General features: G+C 41.4%; 21 protein-coding genes. All 21 read right to left on the reverse strand.

The window, feature by feature from the left end; genetic code table 11:
- The 21 genes from ATE34_RS06080 to ATE34_RS06180 all read right to left on the reverse strand — a co-directional run bounded on the left by ATE34_RS06080 (position 1) and on the right by ATE34_RS06180 (position 18255).
- A complete protein-coding gene (locus ATE34_RS06080; protein ID WP_180382678.1) occupies positions 1-564 on the reverse strand; it encodes a TIGR01440 family protein in 564 nt (187 codons plus the stop codon).
- A gap of 114 nt (positions 565-678) precedes the next feature.
- On the reverse strand, positions 679-2370 hold the full coding sequence (locus ATE34_RS06085) for a cache domain-containing sensor histidine kinase (protein ID WP_084911335.1): 1692 nt from the start codon (positions 2368-2370) through the stop codon (positions 679-681).
- The gene (locus ATE34_RS06090; RefSeq protein ID WP_084911336.1) at positions 2367-3104 is read right to left on the reverse strand and encodes a response regulator transcription factor; all 738 of its coding nucleotides are present in this window, start codon (positions 3102-3104) and stop codon (positions 2367-2369) included. Before ATE34_RS06090 ends, ATE34_RS06085 begins: the two co-directional genes overlap by 4 nt.
- A 262-nt stretch (positions 3105-3366) precedes the next feature.
- Entirely contained in the window at positions 3367-4479 is a 1113-nt protein-coding gene (gene msrB, locus ATE34_RS06095) for a peptide-methionine (R)-S-oxide reductase MsrB (protein ID WP_000998577.1), read from the reverse strand.
- A gap of 9 nt (positions 4480-4488) precedes the next feature.
- Positions 4489-5052 (reverse strand): redoxin family protein, encoded by a 564-nt coding sequence (locus ATE34_RS06100; protein ID WP_000759258.1) that lies wholly within the window; start codon positions 5050-5052, stop codon positions 4489-4491.
- Positions 5053-5065: 13 nt separating this feature from the next.
- On the reverse strand, positions 5066-5776 hold the full coding sequence (gene ccdA2 / locus ATE34_RS06105; RefSeq protein WP_009730372.1) for a thiol-disulfide oxidoreductase-associated membrane protein CcdA2: 711 nt from the start codon (positions 5774-5776) through the stop codon (positions 5066-5068).
- Positions 5777-5939: 163 nt separating this feature from the next.
- On the reverse strand, positions 5940-6491 hold the full coding sequence (locus ATE34_RS06110; RefSeq protein WP_009730373.1) for a GNAT family N-acetyltransferase: 552 nt from the start codon (positions 6489-6491) through the stop codon (positions 5940-5942).
- A 155-nt stretch (positions 6492-6646) separates the two neighbouring features.
- The gene (gene nadE, locus ATE34_RS06115) at positions 6647-7471 is read right to left on the reverse strand and encodes an ammonia-dependent NAD(+) synthetase (RefSeq protein ID WP_009730374.1); all 825 of its coding nucleotides are present in this window, start codon (positions 7469-7471) and stop codon (positions 6647-6649) included.
- A 2-nt stretch (positions 7472-7473) separates the two neighbouring features.
- The gene (locus ATE34_RS06120; RefSeq protein WP_084911337.1) at positions 7474-8928 is read right to left on the reverse strand and encodes a nicotinate phosphoribosyltransferase; all 1455 of its coding nucleotides are present in this window, start codon (positions 8926-8928) and stop codon (positions 7474-7476) included.
- A gap of 119 nt (positions 8929-9047) precedes the next feature.
- Entirely contained in the window at positions 9048-9533 is a 486-nt protein-coding gene (locus ATE34_RS06125; protein WP_084911338.1) for a DUF6773 family protein, read from the reverse strand.
- A complete protein-coding gene (locus tag ATE34_RS06130; protein ID WP_000797306.1) occupies positions 9523-9996 on the reverse strand; it encodes a DUF6773 family protein in 474 nt (157 codons plus the stop codon). Before ATE34_RS06130 ends, ATE34_RS06125 begins: the two co-directional genes overlap by 11 nt.
- Positions 9986-10195 carry a helix-turn-helix transcriptional regulator gene (locus ATE34_RS06135; protein WP_038805946.1) on the reverse strand — a complete coding sequence of 70 codons (210 nt, stop codon included), beginning with the start codon at positions 10193-10195 and terminating at the stop codon, positions 9986-9988. The genes ATE34_RS06130 and ATE34_RS06135 overlap by 11 nt, the downstream gene beginning before the upstream one ends.
- 147 nt (positions 10196-10342) lie before the next feature.
- Positions 10343-10939, reverse strand: a complete 597-nt coding sequence (locus tag ATE34_RS06140; RefSeq protein ID WP_084911339.1) for an HAD family hydrolase — start codon at positions 10937-10939, stop codon at positions 10343-10345.
- A gap of 59 nt (positions 10940-10998) precedes the next feature.
- Entirely contained in the window at positions 10999-11409 is a 411-nt protein-coding gene (locus ATE34_RS06145; protein ID WP_084911340.1) for a GNAT family N-acetyltransferase, read from the reverse strand.
- 100 nt (positions 11410-11509) lie between these two features.
- Positions 11510-12874, reverse strand: coding sequence for an amino acid permease (locus ATE34_RS06150; protein ID WP_057489444.1), 1365 nt, complete (start codon positions 12872-12874; stop codon positions 11510-11512).
- 76 nt (positions 12875-12950) lie between these two features.
- Positions 12951-13433, reverse strand: coding sequence for a transcription elongation factor GreA (gene greA, locus ATE34_RS06155; protein WP_000818770.1), 483 nt, complete (start codon positions 13431-13433; stop codon positions 12951-12953).
- A gap of 61 nt (positions 13434-13494) precedes the next feature.
- On the reverse strand, positions 13495-15246 hold the full coding sequence (gene mltG / locus ATE34_RS06160) for an endolytic transglycosylase MltG (RefSeq protein ID WP_084911341.1): 1752 nt from the start codon (positions 15244-15246) through the stop codon (positions 13495-13497).
- A gap of 74 nt (positions 15247-15320) precedes the next feature.
- On the reverse strand, positions 15321-15824 hold the full coding sequence (locus ATE34_RS06165) for a GNAT family N-acetyltransferase (RefSeq protein WP_084911342.1): 504 nt from the start codon (positions 15822-15824) through the stop codon (positions 15321-15323).
- Complete coding sequence (locus ATE34_RS06170) at positions 15821-16288, reverse strand: GNAT family N-acetyltransferase (RefSeq protein WP_084911343.1); 468 nt, start codon at positions 16286-16288, stop codon at positions 15821-15823. The genes ATE34_RS06165 and ATE34_RS06170 overlap by 4 nt, the downstream gene beginning before the upstream one ends.
- A gap of 9 nt (positions 16289-16297) precedes the next feature.
- On the reverse strand, positions 16298-17632 hold the full coding sequence (gene murC / locus ATE34_RS06175) for a UDP-N-acetylmuramate--L-alanine ligase (RefSeq protein ID WP_084911344.1): 1335 nt from the start codon (positions 17630-17632) through the stop codon (positions 16298-16300).
- 11 nt (positions 17633-17643) lie between these two features.
- The gene (locus ATE34_RS06180; protein ID WP_084911345.1) at positions 17644-18255 is read right to left on the reverse strand and encodes a cystathionine gamma-synthase; all 612 of its coding nucleotides are present in this window, start codon (positions 18253-18255) and stop codon (positions 17644-17646) included.
- Positions 18256-18257 lie beyond the last annotated feature (2 nt).

Consider the following 18257-nt stretch of genomic DNA (forward strand, 5'->3'; position numbering starts at 1 on the left):
TCACGACTTTCTGATAGAATCTTGTGGATACTGCGCACGCGCACCACCAATGAGTTTTGGACGGCTAGCTAGAGCCGTTACGTGGGCGTGCCCAATCTCACGCAAAACTGGTCGAATTGGAACCTGAACATGCTTGACATGCATACCAATTGCAGTGTCTCCGATATCCAATCCAGCATGAGCCTTGATAAATTCAACCTCAACTGGATCTTGCATAAACTTGAAGGCTGCCAACTGACCTGAACCTCCTGCATGAAGTGTAGGAAGGACGCTGACCATTTCCAGACCAAACTGCTCTGCCACCTGACGTTCAACGACGAGGGCTCGATTGACATGTTCACAACCTTGAACGGCTAGATGAATTCCATTTTCTTCTAGGATATCTAGGATAGTCTTCACAATAATTTCCCCAATTTCTTGGCTGGATTCCTTGCCAATCTGACCACCTATCACCTCACTAGAAGAAAGGCCCAAAACAAAGATGGATCCCTGCTTCAAATTGGCCTTTTCTAATACATCTTCAACAATCTGGCTTGTTGCTCTTTGAATATCTTTTTCCTTCATACTTGATACCTCTTTTGTCATTATCTATCATATCGTTTTTTCTACGTTTTAGCAAGATAGACAACCTAGAAAGCTTGCCCAATTACGCATAAAACTCCCAGAATTGACTGGGAGTTAGCTAGTTTCTATTCCATTTATGTATATTTCAACTGTCGTACCTTTTGAGGGAATAGAATCAATCTTCATTTGGTAATCTTCTCCAAAATGAAGTTTGAGCCGTTGGTCAACATTTTGAAGACCAACTCCCCCACGTTTGAGCTGACTTTGACTACTATCGTCAGGATTTTGGAAACCAACACCATCATCCTCAATGCGGATGATTAGTCCTGAATCCTTTTTCTGGACGGAAACTTTAATATGTCCCTGTCCATCTTTCTCCTTGATGCCGTGATAAAGGGCATTTTCTACAAGGGGTTGTAGCACCAGTTTAGGCAATACTAAATTATCAAAGACAGAATTTTCATCAATTTCATATTCCAGCTTATCCCCATAACGTTGTTTCTGGATAAAGAGGTACTGGCGGACATGATTGATTTCATCAGACAGGAAAATCAAGTCCTTTCCTTGATTGAGCGCCAAGCGGAAATAGGTTGCCAAGGACTTGGTCACCTGAACCACTCGCTGACTATCCTGAAATTCAGCCATCCAGATGATAGTGTCCAAAGTATTATAGAGAAAATGCGGATTGATCTGACTTGACAAGGCTTGAAGTTCATACTGACGGGTCGTTTCTTCCTGCCTGCGAACATCTGCCATCAACTGATCAATCTGATCCAACATAGCATTGAACTGGCGAGTCACTTCTCTCAGTTCATGGGCACCAGTTTCCTTGGCACGCAGATTCTGACCACCAGAAGCAATTTCCAGCATGGTTTCTCTCAGGTCCTTCAAGGGGGCGATCCAGCGCTTGAGACTGAACCACACCAAGCAGAGACAGGCAAGAAGAGATAAGGCACTAGCAGCAAGCAAGGTCCACATGAGTTGACTCCGAACCTTATCTAACTTCTCCAGTGAAGACACGCCTATAACCGTCCAATCAGTTCCTGCAATCTTTTCCTGACTCACATAGGATTGGTGGTCTGGAGTATAACCCTGCCCTGTCTCAATATAGGGTTTCATGGCCTCCATTTCGCTAGATGAGCTATAGACAGTACGTTTAGGATGGTAGACAAATTCATGCTTCTCATTGATGATAAAGGCAAAGCCCTGCTGGCCCAACTGGAGTTGGTTGAGATATGCTTCCAGAGTTTCATAGGAAATATCCAAGCGAAGCACACCTAAATTGGTTCCCTTTGCATCAACAAGTTCCTGAGTGACAGAAATAACCCACTGGCTGTCTGATTTACGAGCTGGTGTCAAAACGGGTTTAGCCCCCTGATGAATAGCCTTTTGGTACCAATCCTCAGCCATCATATCTGAGGAAGTTTTCATCTGCACACTGTCATCAGTGGAAATGACCTGACCAGACTTGGTTACCAACACCACCGTTTTCAAATCCTGGTCTGCCTTTAAGATGGTCAAAAATAGATCTCGGATTTCCTTGACCTTATCTTGACTAGGATTCTCAGCATAGGCTAACACATCCTTCTGCTGGGTCAAACTGGTTGAGGTGGTTTCTAATTTTTTGATATAAGACTGGATAAAGTGGCTAGTTTGACTGATGGTCGTTTGGCTATTGCCTTCAATGGTAGTCTCAATGGCTGATGAACTAGATTGATAGTAGAAAGTCCCAACCACAGCTAGGAGAATGAGAAAGACCAGAAAGATGGAAATAACCATTCTGACCAGGAGAGAAGAACGCTTCATCGGCCTTCTCCCTTCTTAAACTGACGAGGTGTCACACCTGCAATCTGTTTAAAACGTTGGGTAAAATAGTTCATATCTTCAAAACCAACCTTTTCGGCTATCTGGTAAATCTTTAAATCCGTGGTCAAAAGCAAGAGCTTGGCTTGTTTGACACGCTCTCTCACCAGATAATCCTGAAAAGGCAGACCCAACTCTTTCTTAATCAAGGAGCTCAGATAAGTCGGACTAAAGCCCAAGTCACTGGCCAAAGACTTCAAACTAAACTGACTATCAGCCAGATGGGACTGGATCTTCTGAGCCAGATTTCCCTCAAACTTATCGGTTAATAAATCTTGTAACTGCTCTTCCTTCTCTTCCTTATCTAGTTTTTGCTTGATTTTCCCCAACATTTCCTCAATATCCTGACGAGAAAAGGGCTTAAGCAGATAGTCATCTACACCTAGTTTGACAGCAGACAAGGCATAATCAAAATCATCGTAACCCGTTAAAAATACCAAATGCACTTGTGGATAGGTTTCTCGTACCAGACTGGCCAACTGGATGCCATTTAGCTGAGGCATGTTGATATCGGTTAAAATGATATCCGGCACTTGTTGTTGAATCAATTCCCAAGCCTGTCTTCCATTTTCAGCCTGACCGATGATTTTCATATCGTAGGCTGCTACATTGACCAGTTTGGTCAAGCCTTGTCTTACCAGATATTCATCTTCTACGATTAAGATTGTGTAGGTCATGCTCTGCTCCTTTGTCACTTACTAGTATCAGTATAGCAAAATTCTCCTCTAACCGCTTAGGAAAGCCCTCTTATACTCAATGAAAATCAAATAGCAAACTAGGAAGCTAACCGCAGGTTGTGCAAAGTTCAGCTTTGAGGTTGTAGATAAAACTGACAAAGTCAGCTCAAAAACACTGTTTTGAGGTTGTAGATGAAACTGACGAAGTCAGTAACTATACGTATGGGGACGGTAAGGCGACGCTGAAGTAGTTTGAAGAGTCTTAATCGACATAATCTAGTAAATAAGCATAGCCTTTTTCTTCCATTTGGTCTTTGGGAATAAAGCGGATAGAAAGACTATTGATACAGTAGCGCAAGCCTCCCTTGTCCTTTGGTCCATCCGTAAAGACATGACCAAGGTGAGAATCTCCAACTCGGCTTCTTACTTCCATGCGCGTCATATTGTAAGACTTATCTTCCTTGTAAGTGGCAACATCCGGGCTGATAGGTTGTGTGAAACTAGGCCATCCGCAACCAGACTCAAACTTATCCTTTGATGAAAAGAGGGGTTCACCAGTTGCCACATCCACATAGATACCGGATTCAAATTTATCCCAGTAGCGATTGGAAAAAGCTCGTTCCGTTTGATTTTTCTGGGTGACGGCATACTCCTCAGTTGACAAGGTCTTTTTCAATTCCTCATCACTTGGTTTAGGATATTTGCTGGCATCGATGACGGGATATGCAGCCTGATTGACATTGATATGACAGTAGCCATTTGGATTTTTCTTGAGGTAGTCTTGATGATAGTCCTCAGCCACCACAAAATTTTTCAAGGGTTCCTTTTCAACTGCCAGAGGTTGGTCATATTTTTTAGCAACTTCATCAAAGACTTGATTGATTACTTCCAAATCCTTGTCATCTGTGTAATAAACGCCGGTACGATACTGAGTCCCCACATCATTTCCTTGTTTATTTTTGCTGGTTGGATTGATAATGCGGAAGTAATGAAGCAGGATTTCTTTGAGGGAAATTTGGTTGGCGTCATAGGTGACATGGACAGTCTCTGCATGTCCTGTTTGGTTAATCAATTCGTACTTGGTTGTTTCCCCTCTACCATTTGCATAGCCTGAAACGGCATCTGTCACTCCAGGCACGCGTGAGAAGTATTCCTCCACTCCCCAGAAACATCCCCCAGCTAGATAAATTTCGTGCAAGTCTGCGTCTTTGCTAATCTCTGTTTTTTTCACTGTTTTTCCTCCTTGGCTAACTGACGCTTTCTCAATTTGCGAGCTATCTGTCTGGCCTGCATTTCGCATCAATAGAAAATAGAAACCGCTTATGGCTAGGAGAATGACCCCTGCCAAGACAAACAATTTTACTTTATCATTCATGATCTTTCTCTACCCCATTTCTTTCAATGTCTTTAAAATCATATCCTTATCCATAAAACCTGGTTGCGTTTTGACCAGCTTGCCTCCCTTGTCTATAAAGGCTTGAGTCGGGTAAGAACGAATACCATAACTTTCCAAAAGTTTGCCTGACGGATCAATTAGAACTGGAAAATTTTTATAATCCAAGCCCTTGTACCAGTTCTTAAAGTCCGCTTCTGCTTGCTCCCCCTTGTGGCCAGGAGATACCACTGTCAAAACTACGTAGTCATCACCAGCATCCTTAGCAATTTCGTCCGTATCTGGAAGGCTGGCTAGACAGATGGAACACCAAGAAGCCCAGAATTTAAGATAGACTTTCTTGCCTTTGTAGTCAGATAAACGATAGGTCTTACCATCTACTCCTGTTAGTTCAAAATCAGCGACTGCCTGACCTTTAGTCGCAGTTTGCGCACCGACTTGTTCTGTTTTGGTTTGCTCCTTCATAGTTGATTCGTCTGACATGTTTTTAGCCGAACAAGCTGCCAAGCAACAGATTGAGCCTACTCCAAGTAGACATGTTTGCCATTTCTTCATTTCTTCTTCCTCTCTATTCAAATAATCTTGTCAAAATAGAAGCATTTCCCAAAAGCACCAAGATTCCCATCAGGATAATGAGGAAACCACCCACTTTTTTGAGGGTTCCGAGGTAAGGATGGAGTTTTCGAAAATGTTTCAAAACATAGCTGGAGGCGAGAGCTAGAACCAAAAATGGTAGCGCCAAACCTAGCGTGTAAACCAACATGAGACCAGCTCCCTGCCAAGCACCTGAGCCACCTGAAGCCGCTAAGGCCAAAACAGACCCCAGAACTGGCCCCACACATGGCGTCCAAGCAAAACTAAAGGTCAACCCCAGTAAAAATGCCTGACTATAGCCGTTAGCGTTTTGACCCTGTCTCTTTAATTGTAGCCTTTTTTCCTTGTAGAGCCCCTTCAAATGTAAGACTTCCATCTGGTGTAAGCCCAAGAGAATGATAACTGCACCTGTCACATACTGAAACCAAGAAGCATACAGCAAATTGCCTAAAAAACCAGCTCCATAGCCCAGTAAGATAAAGATAAAAGAAATCCCCGCTATAAAGGCCAGAGTTCGCACTAAACTAACAAGTGAGATTGAAATTTTTCCGCTAGAAGCCTGAGCACCATCTTTGTCATCCAACAAGATCCCTGCATAGACCGGTAACAAGGGTAAGATACAAGGAGAAAAGAAGGAAAGAATTCCAGCAAGAAAAACACTGATAAAAAAGAATACATTGTCCATTGCCTTCCTCCATTCTTTGATTTGTTAAGTCTATTATAATTCCCAACTCTAAGAAAAAACAGGGACAATGATAGGAAAAAATAGGAATTTAATCAGTTTATTCAGAAATATGGTACAAAAAAAGCCAGACAAGGTCTGACTTTGATAGAAACAGAAAAGAAAATCACCTGTCTTCCCTAATTATCTGGTAATAAATAAGGTCCGAAACGTAGTCTTTTCTCTCCACACCATTGGCAATAGTTTTTAGATAGGACATTCCAGCCTTCTCCATCACACGGCCTGAAGCTGGGTTAAGACTGGCGTAACGAGCTCTGACCTTTTGAAAGCCTGCTTGAGTAAAACAAAAGTCTAAGACAGCTTTCAAGGCCTCCGTCATCATACCTCGGCTCCAATAATTTTTTCCTAAAATATACCCAATTTCACAAGAAGAATCGTTCTTATCCATATCAACGATGCTGATATCACCTATCACTTGTTCTGGGTTTTCCTTGAGGCAAATCGCCCATTTGTAATAGTTGGGATTGGCATAAGAGGCAACCCAATTGCGAATTGAGTTTCGAGTCACATCGACATCAGGATGGGGATCCCAGGTGACATAGGTCAGATTCTCAGCAGACGAAGCCCAATTTTCAAACATAGCTTCTGCATCACTTTCCACAAATCTTCTCAAAATCAATCGTTTCGTCTGCAACGTTTGCGTACCGATTGCTTTCATGATGTTACCTCGCTTTCTAAGCTTAAGGCTCAAGCTAAAAAGGTCCCCCGGACCTTCTTCGCTTTCTCATTTCTAGGCTCAGGGTAAAAACCTCCACTAGAGGTTCCTCGTTTTCCCGTTTCTAGACTCGGGCTGAAAACCTCCACTGGAGGTTTTCACTCCCAAAAGTCATCAAATACGGTGATGGGTAGGTGGCGTTTATGTTGGCCTTTGTGCCACCAGTTTTCAATAGTCGCTTGGGCTTCTGGGCTGATTGTTTTGCCTTCTAGGTAATCATCAATTTCATTGTAAGTGACTCCAAGTGCGATTTCGTCTGCAATACCTGGTTTTTCTTCTTCCAAATCTGCTGTTGGGATTTTTTCATAAAGGGCTGGGTCTGCACCAAGCTCTTTCAAGAGTTGTTTTCCTTGACGTTTATTGAGACGGAAAAGGGGTAAAATATCCGCACCACCATCACCAAACTTGGTAAAGAAACCTGTGATATTTTCAGCTGCATGATCAGTCCCAATAACAGCTCCGCTATGGGCTCCAGCAAGCGCATATTGAGCAATCATACGGCTACGAGCCTTGATATTTCCTTTATTAAAATCCGTCATTGGACTGCCTGTAGCTTCTACTGCTAAGGCCATGGCATCAACAGAGTCTTTTATATTCACAACCAAGCTGACATCTGGTTGGATGAAAGCGAGGGCTTTTTGAGCATCCGCTTCATCAGCTTGCACGCCATAGGGCAGGCGGGCAGCGATAAATTGGTAACTGTCATCTCCTGTCTCTGCTCGCATTTCTTCCATAGCTAATTGCGCCAAGCGCCCTGCTAAGGTTGAGTCTTGTCCTCCAGAAATCCCTAGTACAAAAGTTTTAAGGAAGGGGTGTTTTTTCAAGTATCTCTTTAAGAAATCAATCGAACGACGGATTTCTTCCTGAGCGTCAATCACTGGCTTGACACCCAGTTGCTGGATAATGGTCTCTTGCAAACTCATTCTTATTCTCCTTCACCAAGAGCTTCCTTGCGCATCTTGTCAATCAAGTCCATCTTATCTTGCCAAATATCACGCGCCAAGTCTACTGGATAGTGCTGTGGATTGAGTACCCGTTTATACTCATCCCAAAGCTTGTCAAATTCCTTACGAGCATAGGCTTGAATGTCAGTCAAACTAGGCAAACTATAAACTAATTTCCCTTCTTTGAAAATATCCACTAAGAGAGGAACGGCATCAAAATTACGAACGGTCTTCTTGATGTATGTATAAGTCGGATGGAACATCTTGATTTCAGTCATACCGCTCACATCCACACCATCATAGGTGATGTAGTCGCCTTCTGACTTGCCTTTTTCACGACTGGTAATGCGCCACACCTGTTTCTTACCTGGCGTTGATACTTTTTCAGCATTATTAGACAGTTTGATGGTATTGCGCATACGACCATTCTCATCTTCGATAGCTACAATCTTATAAACTGCCCCAAGAGCTGGCTGATCATAGGCTGTAATCAGCTTGGTTCCCACACCCCAGACATCAATCTTGGCCTTTTGCATCTTGAGGTTGAGAATAGTATTTTCATCCAAATCATTAGAAGCATAGATCTTAGCCTCTGTAAAGCCAGCCTCGTCCAGTTGCTGACGGACTTTCTTGGAAATGTAGGCAATGTCCCCAGAGTCGATCCGCACACCCATAAAGTTAATCTGATCACCCAGCTCACGCGCCACCTGAATGGCAGCTGGCACACCGATTCGCAACGTGTCATAAGTATCGACAAGAAAGACACAATTTTTATGAGTCGCCGCATAAGCCTTGAAGGCCTGATAGTCATTTCCATAAACCTGTACCAAGGCATGGGCATGGGTTCCTAGAACAGGAATGTCAAAAAGCTTCCCTGCCCGCACATTACTAGTGCCATTGGCTCCACCGATCACGGCTGCGCGTGTTCCCCAGATAGCTGCATCCATTTCTTGTGCACGGCGTGTCCCAAATTCCATCAATGGTTCATCTTCAATGACAGACCGAATACGAGCTGCCTTAGTCGCCACCAAGGTCTGGTAGTTGACGATATTCAAGAGAGCCGTTTCAACCAATTGACATTGGGCTAGAGGTCCTTCCACCTGCACAATCGGCTCATTAGCAAAGACCAAGTCCCCTTCCTGAGCAGAACGAACCGTCAATTCCAACTTGAGATTACGCAGGTACTCCAAAAACTCTCCATGATAGCCTAGCGACTCTAAGTAGTCGATATCACTATCTGAAAAGCGCAAGTCTTCAAGATAATTCACAATCCTTTCCAAACCTGCAAAAACAGCATAGCCATTGTTAAACGGTTGCTGGCGGAAGTAAACCTCAAAGACCGCCTTCTTATTGTGAATCCCTTGGTCAAAGTAAACCTGCATCATGTTGATTTGATACAAGTCTGTGTGCAATGTCAAACTATCATCTGGATACATATGTTTTCCTTCTTCCTAGTTTACAAACTTATGAAAGTTTTCGATAACTTTCATACCATCCGATAAATTAGTACTATTATAACACATTTTGTCGGGATTGAGAAAAGAGTAACAAGCTTTTATACTTCTTCAAGCTCATCCATATCTTGCTCAAACTTTTTTTGAGCCCATTCGCCATAACTTTTAAGGCCGAGATTGCCGATAAAAATCCAAGGAAGGTAAATCAGATAAGTAATGACCCAAGCAGACAAGTATTTAACGTTCAAAGGATTGTGCTGATAAATTTCTATGTTAAATTGATAATTCTCCAACATCAAGAGAGTCGTAATAGTGAGAGTTACCAGCAAACACCCTAAAATTGTAAAATGAAAACGACTATAGTAGTTCACACCCAAATCTCGAGAACGGCCGAAAAAGTAAGAAGTTCCAATAATGATAATGATGAGAATCATTCTCGGATTAAAAAGACTTGGTGCTAATACTGCAATCATATAAGATAAAATCAAGAAAGCTATAGAGATATAGAAACTTTCAGCCCCCGCTTTATTCATCAGTTGTTCTTCTCTTTCGTCTAATAATTGATAATAAAAAAATCTATTTTTCATCTTCTTCCTCCCAAACTTGCTGATTTCTGCGATTCAAGTATAGAATAACTCGGTCCATAGAATAACTCCCAACGAGATAGATGATAACTGCTAGAACCACTTTTAGGGAGTACTTCCAAGTCAATAGACTGACCAGTTCCTCGCGATTGCCTACGATATCAATCAATAAAACCACTATAGAAAATCCCAAAGCAGATAAAATTCTTTCTTTTCCAGTATTCTCAACAATATCTCGAATATCAATTCCTACATACATGCGGCGAATAATGGCATACAAACCTACTCCAATCAATAAAAGTAATTCTGGTGAATAGGATAGAAGCGTTAAATTAAAAATATAAACTTTGGCAAAAATTTCCAGTGCCAAAAATAGGCACATTCCCAAAAGAATTTCTCCTGAAATCTTTCCATCCAATTTTTCCGTACGTTCATCTTTGATCACAAGTTTTTTTCTATTCTTCATCTTCTTCCTCCCAAAATAATTGATCTAATGTTTTTCCTAAGCATCTGCAAATGGACTGGCAGAGGGAGAGACTCGGATTGTATTTCCCAGCTTCAATCAAGCCTATAGTCTGCCTAGTAACGCCCACAGCTTCTGCCAAATCCCCTTGTGTTAAATCACGCTCCACCCGAGCTAATTTTAACTTTAAATTTTTAGCCACTAGCGTCCTCCTTCACATTCTTAAAAAGTTGCGCTTCTTTTAAAAACATTATACCATATATCTAACTTAATGCAATATATAAATGTCATTTTGTAAGATTTTATTAACAAAAAAACTCTCTACTACAAAAAATAGAGAGCGTTGCCTTTAAATATAGGATTTCAAAATATCAACGACATCACTTCTTTTCTTGACCTGATGGGCCTTGATGCCCAAGTTCTGAGCTACGTTTGTATTGTCCTCAATATCGTCTAGAAAGACACAATTTGTAGGATCTAGCTGGTATTTATCGAGAATCTCCTTAAACATTACCAAATCAGGCTTTATAGCTTTTATATCACAGGATAAGACAAAGCCATCTAAAAGTTCTTTTAAGGGAGATAGTTGCTCTTCCAGCAAGTCATAAAATACCTTTGAGGTATTGGACAAGACAAAGATGCGATGCCCCTTTTTCTTTAGTTCTGACAAGACAGGAAAGACTTCCGTATAAATGTCAATGTAGCTAGGCCAGTTCCAGATAACTTCTTCGACCTTCTTTTGATAGGTCCTGCCAATCATTGACACAACTTTAAGCACCAACTCTTCTCTCGTCATGGTTCCAAGATCTAATCTTTCCCAAAGCCCCGACTGAAAAATGGCCTTATCTAAAATCAAATATTCTTCCTTCGTATCCGAAACACCTTGCAAAATCTTATCTTTGTTCCATTCTAATAAAACGTTGCCCATATCTAGTATGATATCCATTAGCCCACCTCCATAGTGATGTGAAGATTTCCTCTTTGATTTATACTTTCATATTTAGCTTACAAATCCTTTTGGTAATAGTATCTTTGTCCTGTATAGGGATAGTCTTGCAAGGTAAAGACTTCCTTGTAGCCATACCTTTTATAAAAATCTGGCGCTTGAAACTGGTAAGTATTGACGAAAGCAAAACGACAGTTTCGATTCTTAGCTTCACTTTCTGCCTGTTGCAATAGTTTTGAACCGATTCCCTGTTCTCGCAATTCCTCTTTCACAAACAAATACTCGATTTCCAACCAATTTCCGAAAGTCTCTGCTACTAAGCCTGCCAAGAGATTACCCTTTTCGTCTTCGACATAAGGATTCAGTGGCTCGCTTTCAGCCTCTTCTCTTTTGGAACGATTATAAGAACGAATCAGATTTCCTATTTCTTGCGCTTTATGCGATTCCTTATTTTCCAATCTAAAGTGCATCCAAACCTCCTTCGAACTGTTACAGCTTGATTATAATCTTATTTCAATAGACTGTCAAACTAGAAAAAAACTCACCAAGCAGAGTTGATGAGTTCATGAGTTATTTTCTAAATTTCCACTGGCTATAAATTCCGAAACCGATAATCCAGATAGCTGAACCAATTGCTCCCATAAAAGTAGATTCTTGTAAAAAGAGGGTTACAAAGACAAAGATAAAGAAGAGCATGGTTAAAGGATTTAGAAAACGGTAATGGGGCATGAGGTAGCCATCCGCCATGAAGTCTTGTGACTTGCGGTATTTGAGATGAGCCACCATGATCAAGATATAAATCGCGATGTAAACACCTGATGAAGACGCCGTAATCAAAGCAAAGGCATCGGAAACACCTGGCAAAACATTGATAAAGGCAGCTAGAGCAATCAAGATTGCTGAAGCGATGATGGCATTTTGTGGAACATTATGGCGAGAGAGAGTATCTGCCTTGATCGCTTTTAGGAAGCGATTGGGTGAATCATGAGCAATCTGGTAGAGGTGTCGCCCTGTTGAATAGAGGGTTGAATTAAGAGCAGACGCTGCCGACGTCAAAACGACAAAGTTAATCAGAGCCGCTGCCCACTTGATACCTGCTAACTCAAAGACCGTCACAAATGGTGAATCTGAAGAAGCAAGTTCTCTCCAGGGAATGATAGACATAATGGCTAATAGAGCACCACCATAGAAGAAGACAATTCGGAGAGGAATTTCTTTAACTGCTTTTGGCAAAACCTGACGAGGATTCTTCGTTTCAGAGGTTGTCACTCCGATAAATTCAATCATCAGATAGGCAAAAAATACCATTTGAAAGGCCATGACAAAGTTCATGACTCCATTTGGGAAAAGAGAGAATTGATTGCTGATATTTGCCAGACTTGCAGCACCATATGGTGTTTCAAATCCTGTCAAGACCATAAAGACCCCTGTTGCAATCATAGCTAAAATAGCCACAATCTTAACCATAGCAAACCAAAACTCGACTTCTCCAAAGAGCTTAACCGCAATCAGATTGACCAAGGCCAAAATCGTTAAAAAAACAATCTGAATCAACCAACTAGGCCAAGAAGGAAACCAAAACTGAACATAATGCGAAATCGCAGTGATTTCTGCCATACCGATAAAGACAACAGACAACCAATAAGACCAAACAGAGAAATACCCCCAGCCTTTCCCCAAATGACGGGTGATAAAGTTGATAAAAGTATGTTGTTCTGGATCCTGATATAGCATCTCCCCAACAGCCCTCATCATCAAAAACATAAAGGCTCCTGTAATCATGTAAATCAGGATGATAGAAGGTCCAGTAAGGCTGATAGAACGACCAGCACCTAGGAAAAGTCCTGTTCCGATTGTCCCCGCAATGGCCATCACCTGAACATGGCGATTGGTTAAACCACGCTCCATTTTATTTTTTTTCTTATTTGAACTCATATAGTCTCCTATTTATTCAAAAAATCAAAAAGGAGTTGAGCAAGTCAAGACCTCCACTACTCCGTTTTCATTCTATTTAGGCTGTTTTTTCAACCTTTAAAATTTTGACATCGTAACTACCAACAGGTGTCTCAATCGTAACAATATCGCCTGTTTTTTTGCCGATCAAAGCTTGTCCAATCGGACTTTCATTTGATACCTTCCCAGCGAAAGCATCCGCACCTGCAGAACCGACAATGATGTAGACTTCTTCTTCCTCTTCACCGATTTCTTGAATGGTTACGGTCTTACCGATAGCTACCTCATCTTGGGCAACTGCATCGCTATTAACAATTTCAGCATAGCGAATTTTTGTTTCTAGACTTGAAATTTGTCCTTCAACAAAAGCTTGTTCATCCTTAGCTGCTTCGTACTCACTATTTTCTGAAAGATCCCCGTACGAACGAGCAATTTTGATACGCTCTACTACTTCAGGACGACGAACGAGTTTCAATTCTTCTAATTCTTTTTCTAACTTTTTCTTTTCTTCAAGGGTCATTGGGTAAGTTTTTTCTGCCATTTTTTCAACTTTCTTTTCTGTTACTTTTTTAAAACAAAATTATGTGGAAAACCACATAATTTTAGTTTGAACTACTTGATTGTGTTAATTTACTATTGATATGTTCTGCAACGTTTTGGTCATGCTCTTCTTTTGTCGTTGCAAAGTACACTTTACCGTCTTCAACATTTGCTACAAAGTACAAGTACTCACTCTTTGTCTGATTTACACTTGCTTCAATAGCATCAAGGCTTGGACTATCAACTGGGCCGGGCATGAGGCCAAGATGTGTATAAACATTATAAGGTGAATCAATCGTAGTATCAATTGCAGTATCATCAGCCAAGCTAATCTTTTGGTCAAGTTTTCCTTCAGCATACAAGATAGCAATGTTGCTTTGAAGTGGCATACCAAGATTCAAGCGGTTATAGAAGACTCCCGCAATCAATTTACGATCTTCGGTCTTAGCCCCTTCTTTTTCGACAAGAGAAGCAATACTAAGCAATTCATTAACTGTCAGATTCTTTTCTTTGATCATAGTGTAATACGGTGACATGGCCTTGTCCATAGCTGCTAACATATCATCAATCAAGCTTTCAACTGTGGTGCTGTCTTTGATAGTGTAGGTTGCTGGGAAAAGGTAACCTTCAAGGCGATAACGAACGCCACTGTCTTTTGTTGGGAGACTTCCAAGAAGGTTTGGATACTTGGCTACTAGTTGGGAAATGAAGGTTTCATCTTGAGCTTTTGCCAGGAAAGCATCCGCTGTAAGAGGTTCTTTAAAATCACCTTGGAGTTGACCTACTGTCTGAGCAATTTGCTCTAAGGTATAACCTTCTGGAATAGTTAAGTTCGCAAGCACTGGTTCTTGAGGTTCAGGAGTTCCACCTTTTTGCAATTCTTGAATCAAGTCATCCGTACTCATGCTCTTCTTCAAATTGTAATAACCTGACTTCAAATCTGAACCCTTATACTTAGCATAAATACTAAAGATAAGTCCATGTTTGACCAAACCAGATTTTTCCAAAGTGCTCCCAATTTGTTGCACATTTGATCCTTCTGGAATTTGAACTGTCATATACTCCTTAGAGCTCGCATCAACAGGTTTCAAAGAGTCTTGAACATAACCGTACCCAAAGTATCCACCAGCAGCCACAAGTACCAAGAGAACTAAAAAGGTTACTAGGAAACCTTTGGCTTTTGATTTTTTCTTTTTCTTGGTTGGCTTTTTACCTTTACGGCGACGGTTACGACGTGATTCCTCCGTTAATCTGTCTGAGGATCCAGTTGAAGCTAGCGCTTCAGCTTTATTCTCAGAAGAAGCAACTGATGTATTGGCCTCTTCTGTCTTATAAGTCACATCTATCTTGGTCGGAGTATCGTTAAATTCTTTTTCTTCAGGTTCAAGTTCAACTGGTTCCACCTTAGGTTGAACGGACTCCACTACAGGTTCTTCAGCTGGATGAATCGGTTCTACTAGAGGTTCTTCAGATTCTACAACTTCAATCTTGTCAATGACAGGCTGTCTAATCTCTTTCTCTTCTTTTTCATCCGTTTTATCAGCTTCAGCACTCGAAAGTGGAGGAACACTCGGCGCATTCTTTAGAATTTTATCGACAACAGATAGGGAATCAGCCATCAACTCTTCTGTTGAAGCATCCGATTCAGGATTTACAGGAGTTACTGAACTAGCTTGAGATGATGAAGCTGTCAGATTTGGAATGTCTACTTCTTTCTCTCTTCTATCTTGTTCTTTTACTCTCTCTAAATCACGTAGAATCTGATCTTTAAAGCTTAATTTTTCTTCTTCTCTTGATTTTTCAGTCAAAAGCATTACCTCCTTGTTGACAATCCATAATATTATATCTTAAAAGTCGCAGAAAAGCAACCAACTAGGCCATTCCCTAGCTAGTTTTCTTTATTTTCCGGATGCCAAACCATATCATACCAACTTTCACCCGCAAAGCTTGACTGGGATACCCCTTCATTCACAAATCCATGTTTTTCATAATAAGGGATGAGATAGTCATGGCAGGTCAAGTTGATACCTTCTCGTTCATGTTCTAAAGCGACTTCTTTCAGAGCCCTTAACAATCTTTTCCCCACGCCCAAGGCTTGTGCCTCCTTAGCTATGGAGAGACAGGTCACAGAGATATAGCCTCCAGGTCGATGGCTATAGTCTTTTATCTCTTCTGTAAAGGACTGATCTTGTAGATGACGATGTGGGACGACTGGACCTTCGATATACCCAAGGATACGTCCCTCCTTTTCAGCTACGAGAAAACTGGTCTGAATTTCACGTAAATGCGACTCAAAGACCGAACGAGGAATGGCTTCTTCAAGGGAGAAATTCTCCAGCTCTATCTCTAAAATTTGATCTAAATCCGAAAATCTTGCGTGTCTGATTTTCATACTTCCTCCTGATAAAAAGGATTGGCCCAAATCAGATTCCATCCCGAAAATCTTGCGCATGAAGCTTCTGGCACTTCTTCCTCAACAAAGCCATTCATCTCAAAATAAGAGAGCAAGTCATCAGGACAAGTCAAGCGAAGATACTCATACCCTCCTTCCACCACCACTTGTTTCAAGCTAGCAAGAAGAAGGGTCCCCAAGCCTTGCCCGCGATGGTCAGGATGAATAGCTAATGATCTTATTTCTATCCATGTGGGATGAAGAGACTGAGATTCTCCTAAAACATAGCCTACGAGCTGGTTTTCATCTCTAGCTACAAGAAAGGTATCCGCAATCTTACGGATACTCTCTTCTAAAAATTCGTAGCTCACTATTTCTTCTGAGGATAAACAAGATTCTTCAATTGCTACAATTTCTTCTAAATCCGATAAAGTAACCCGTCTTATGGTGATTGGAATTTCCATTCTTTTTTCTTATTGGACGTTGCTTGTCAAATTAGACAAGAGACGTTCAAATGAGTACTCATAGGTTTGGATATCTCCTGCTCCCATAAAGACATAGACTGCATTATCATGCTCAAGGAGTGGTGATACATTTTCAACTGTGATGACTTGGCTTTTCTTCTTAATTTTATCTGCTAGGTCTTCTACCTTGACGTCACCATGGTCCACCTCACGGGCTGATCCATAGATTTTCGCCAAGTAAACAGCATCTGCCTGGCTCAAAGCTTTAGCAAAGTCGTCCAATAGGGCAATGGTTCTAGTGAAAGTGTGTGGTTGGAAGATTGCAACAATTTCCTTGCTTGGGTATTTCTGACGAGCCGCATCTAAGGTCGCAATGATTTCCGTTGGATGGTGGGCGAAATCATCAATAATAATGGTGCCATTGACAACCTTTTCAGTGAAACGACGCTTGACACCTGCAAATGTTCTCAAGTGTTCACGGACCAAGTTCAAGTCAAACCCTGCTGTATAAAGTAAACCAATAACGGCTGTCGCATTCATAATATTGTGACGACCAAAGGTTGGAATGTGGAATTGACCCAACTCTTGTCCGCGGAAATGAACTGTGAAGGTCGAACCAGTCGTAGAACGTAGAAGGTCGCTAGCTACAAAGTCATTTCCCTCAGCATCAAAGCCATAGTAATAGATTGGAGCATTGGCTGTAATCTTACGCAACTCAGCATCCTCACCGTAGACAAACAAACCTTTAGTAATTTGTTTGGCATAGTCATTAAAGGCGTTGAAAACATCCTCTAGACTAGTAAAGTAGTCTGGATGGTCAAAGTCAATATTGGTGATGATAGAGTATTCTGGGTGGTAAGGCATGAAATGTCGCTCATATTCGTCAGATTCAAAAACAAAATACTTAGCATTTTCAGAACCTCGACCCGTTCCATCCCCAATCAAGAAGCTAGTGTCTGTGATGTGAGACAAAACGTGAGACAGCATCCCAGTCGTTGATGTCTTACCATGCGCTCCTGCAACCCCCATGCTGACAAAGTCACGCATAAAGCTGCCTAGGAATTCATGGTAACGTTTGTAGCTGATACCATTTTTGTCGGCATAGGCGATTTCAACATTGTTATCTGGACGAAAGGCATTTCCAGCAATAATTTCAAGATCCCCTTGCAGGTTCTTTTCATCAAAAGGAAGAATCGTAATCCCTGCCTGCTCTAGTCCACGTTGAGTAAAGTAGTATTTTTCAACGTCTGAACCTTGAACCTTGTGTCCCATTTGGTGCAACATCAAGGCCAAGGCACTCATCCCTGATCCCTTGATTCCAATAAAATGATATGTTTTTGACATGTTTTTCTCCCTTACTCAGTAATTCTTGTCAGATTCAACTCTTGGGCAACCTGACGTTCCTGTTCCGTTTGCTTATTCTTTTTATTATAGATTTGACTCTTCTTTAGAAAATCATAGTTGTTCTTTTTAGCCTTTTCCGTTTGAGATTTCGGAGTTGGAGTCACTACCTGGCCAGCTTCCTCGGCTAAGATATAGTGGGACTGGCTCAAGTTTTTACTAAACTTGGCAAACTCACCTGGATTTTCCTTTTGAAATGGTGCTGTTGGTTGGTTTCCTTGACGAACAAGTGTTGAACCATTGTGTCGTCTAGTATGACTAACATCCTGAGTCAAATACTTGGCCGAACGTTTCTTCTTCAGATCCGCACGCGCCTCTTCTCGAGCCAATTCAGCATACGTTTTTTCAACTTTTTTAGGTTCTGGAACTGGTTCTGACTCCTTGCTAGCTGCCGAGGGAGTTACAGCCTGTTTCTCATTGATAGGAGACCATTCCAAATAGTTTTTATCGCGGTAATCACCCTTGATATTGCTAATAAAGTCTGACTCATCGTACAAGTCCATGACTGGCATTTTAGTCAGCATGATCTCATCATCTGACACCAATGGAAATCGATCTTGTTTCATTT

Source organism: Streptococcus oralis subsp. tigurinus (assembly GCF_002093545.1).
Classification (GTDB): domain Bacteria; phylum Bacillota; class Bacilli; order Lactobacillales; family Streptococcaceae; genus Streptococcus; species Streptococcus oralis_C.

Bases quoted from the DNA above. Each gene is read 5' to 3' on its own strand.
- ATE34_RS06080 (WP_180382678.1), bottom strand. From the start codon at position 564: ATGAAGGAAAAAGATATTCAAAGAGCAACAAGCCAGATTGTTGAAGAT.
- ATE34_RS06085 (WP_084911335.1), bottom strand. From the start codon at position 2,370: ATGAAGCGTTCTTCTCTCCTGGTCAGAATGGTTATTTCCATCTTTCTG.
- ATE34_RS06090 (WP_084911336.1), bottom strand. From the start codon at position 3,104: ATGACCTACACAATCTTAATCGTAGAAGATGAATATCTGGTAAGACAA.
- msrB (WP_000998577.1), bottom strand. From the start codon at position 4,479: ATGAATGATAAAGTAAAATTGTTTGTCTTGGCAGGGGTCATTCTCCTA.
- ATE34_RS06100 (WP_000759258.1), bottom strand. From the start codon at position 5,052: ATGAAGAAATGGCAAACATGTCTACTTGGAGTAGGCTCAATCTGTTGC.
- ccdA2 (WP_009730372.1), bottom strand. From the start codon at position 5,776: ATGGACAATGTATTCTTTTTTATCAGTGTTTTTCTTGCTGGAATTCTT.
- ATE34_RS06110 (WP_009730373.1), bottom strand. From the start codon at position 6,491: ATGAAAGCAATCGGTACGCAAACGTTGCAGACGAAACGATTGATTTTG.
- nadE (WP_009730374.1), bottom strand. From the start codon at position 7,471: ATGAGTTTGCAAGAGACCATTATCCAGCAACTGGGTGTCAAGCCAGTG.
- ATE34_RS06120 (WP_084911337.1), bottom strand. From the start codon at position 8,928: ATGTATCCAGATGATAGTTTGACATTGCACACAGACTTGTATCAAATC.
- ATE34_RS06125 (WP_084911338.1), bottom strand. From the start codon at position 9,533: ATGAAAAATAGATTTTTTTATTATCAATTATTAGACGAAAGAGAAGAA.
- ATE34_RS06130 (WP_000797306.1), bottom strand. From the start codon at position 9,996: ATGAAGAATAGAAAAAAACTTGTGATCAAAGATGAACGTACGGAAAAA.
- ATE34_RS06140 (WP_084911339.1), bottom strand. From the start codon at position 10,939: ATGGATATCATACTAGATATGGGCAACGTTTTATTAGAATGGAACAAA.
- ATE34_RS06145 (WP_084911340.1), bottom strand. From the start codon at position 11,409: ATGCACTTTAGATTGGAAAATAAGGAATCGCATAAAGCGCAAGAAATA.
- ATE34_RS06150 (WP_057489444.1), bottom strand. From the start codon at position 12,874: ATGAGTTCAAATAAGAAAAAAAATAAAATGGAGCGTGGTTTAACCAAT.
- greA (WP_000818770.1), bottom strand. From the start codon at position 13,433: ATGGCAGAAAAAACTTACCCAATGACCCTTGAAGAAAAGAAAAAGTTA.
- mltG (WP_084911341.1), bottom strand. From the start codon at position 15,246: ATGCTTTTGACTGAAAAATCAAGAGAAGAAGAAAAATTAAGCTTTAAA.
- ATE34_RS06165 (WP_084911342.1), bottom strand. From the start codon at position 15,824: ATGAAAATCAGACACGCAAGATTTTCGGATTTAGATCAAATTTTAGAG.
- ATE34_RS06170 (WP_084911343.1), bottom strand. From the start codon at position 16,288: ATGGAAATTCCAATCACCATAAGACGGGTTACTTTATCGGATTTAGAA.
- murC (WP_084911344.1), bottom strand. From the start codon at position 17,632: ATGTCAAAAACATATCATTTTATTGGAATCAAGGGATCAGGGATGAGT.
- ATE34_RS06180 (WP_084911345.1), bottom strand. From the start codon at position 18,255: ATGAAACAAGATCGATTTCCATTGGTGTCAGATGATGAGATCATGCTG.